Raw genomic sequence first — 1,580 nt, forward strand, 5'->3', positions numbered from 1 at the left:
GGTGCCGCCAGCCGCCCCGGCCACCCCGACCTCGATGCGCGGCGTGCGCGTGGACCGGGCCAGAGCCACAGCCGCCTGCGCCTGTTCCGCACGGGCCAGCGCCGCCTTGACGTCCAGATTGCCCAGGTCCGCGCGTGACAGCAGATCACGCAGGATCGGATCGCCGAAATCCTCACTCCAGACCGTCTCCTGCGGCGGCGTCAGACGCAGGGCCGACGGACGTTCCTTGGGTACAGGCGTGGCGCAGGCGCCCAGTCCGACAAGAACCGCCGCCAGGGCCGCGGCCGGAGCCGTGATGGTCAGGCCCTGTCTCACGGCGCGATCCGCACCAGAACGCGCTGGCCCAGACGCAGGCCCGTCTGGCCGCCGTGCTGGGCGTCCGTCGGCTCCAGGATCACCACGATGCTGCGGGTGTCGGACGGCGCGGTCGGGTCGCCAACGATCTGGTTGGGACCGAACATCTCCGACACCCGGACCAGACGGGCCTTGAAGGTGCGCGAGGTGTCGGTTTCCAGACTGACGGTCGCGGTCATGCCGGGCTTCAGCTTGTCTGCGAATTCCTCATCCACCTCGGCGCGGACGATCCGCTTGCCCGCCGGCTCCAGCATGAACAGCGGCGATCCGGCGGTCACCGATCCGCCTTCGCTGGCCCAGCGGCGGACGATGCGGCCGGCGACAGGGGCCGTCACGCTGCGGGTGTCGACCGCATAGGCGTTTAGCTGGCCGCGCGCACGGGCGGTCTCAACGGCGCGCTGGGCGGACGTCAGTTCGTCGCGCGCCTGACGGGCGGCGTCGCGGGCGAGGTCGGCGTCCTGACGCGAACCGGCGTCGGCGTCGGCCAGTCGGCGCAGACGGGCGGCCTCGGCGTCCAGACGGGGGACGGCGGCGCTGGCGGCGGAGACGCGGGCCTCGATCTCGGCGACCTCGGCTTCGGAAGACTTCAACGTCAGACGCGCCAGACGGTCGTCCAGCCCCGCCAGAACCGCACCCGCTGCGACCTGATCGCCCTCGTTCACACGCAGCGACCGGACCACGCCGTCATAGGGGGCCGCGATCGTCACCAGCCCCGGTTCGGCGTCGATAACCCCACGCGCCACGGCGGCGGGCGGCACGGTCTCGACCGGCTCGACCTTCTTGGGATCGCCCCCCTTGCAGGCGGCAACGGCCAGAACACAGGCCAACAGAGAAATGTGCAGTTTCATAGCAGCAAGCTCGCGGGATCGGCCTTGCCCACACGTCGCAGCGCCCAGGCGCCGGATCCCAGGGCTACCAGGATGATGAGGATGCCAGCGCCCGCCATCATGGGCAGGGACAGCACGATGGGAACGCCCTGCGTCCGCGCCACGGCGGCCAGCAACAGGGTCATGACACCCGCCGCCGCCAGACCGGCGACGCCCACCCAGGCGCTCTGTTCCAGCACGATGGCGCGCAGCGACCCCATGGAAAAACCAAGGGCGCGCAGGGCCGCATATTCGCGGATCGAGCCCACCACGGCGGCGGTCAGGGTCTGGCTGGTGATGATGACGGCGACGGCGACGGCGACGATGCTGCCGAAGATGAAGGCCACGCCCGCCCCGGAT

General features: G+C 71.1%; 3 protein-coding genes. All 3 read right to left on the minus strand.

Going from position 1 to position 1,580, the window contains the following annotated elements:
• Positions 1-315 (minus strand): TolC family protein (locus QZ281_RS09545; protein ID WP_292227632.1); only part of this gene is annotated, 315 nt, incomplete at its 3' end.
• Positions 312-1,202, minus strand: coding sequence for an efflux RND transporter periplasmic adaptor subunit (locus QZ281_RS09550; RefSeq protein ID WP_292227634.1), 891 nt, complete (start codon positions 1,200-1,202; stop codon positions 312-314). The genes QZ281_RS09545 and QZ281_RS09550, both read right to left, overlap by 4 nt.
• Positions 1,199-1,580, minus strand: a 382-nt coding sequence (locus QZ281_RS09555) for an ABC transporter permease (RefSeq protein ID WP_292227637.1), incomplete at its 5' end; no start/stop codon positions are given. The genes QZ281_RS09550 and QZ281_RS09555, both read right to left, overlap by 4 nt.

Source organism: Brevundimonas sp. (genome assembly GCF_018608325.1).
Taxonomy (GTDB): domain Bacteria; phylum Pseudomonadota; class Alphaproteobacteria; order Caulobacterales; family Caulobacteraceae; genus Brevundimonas.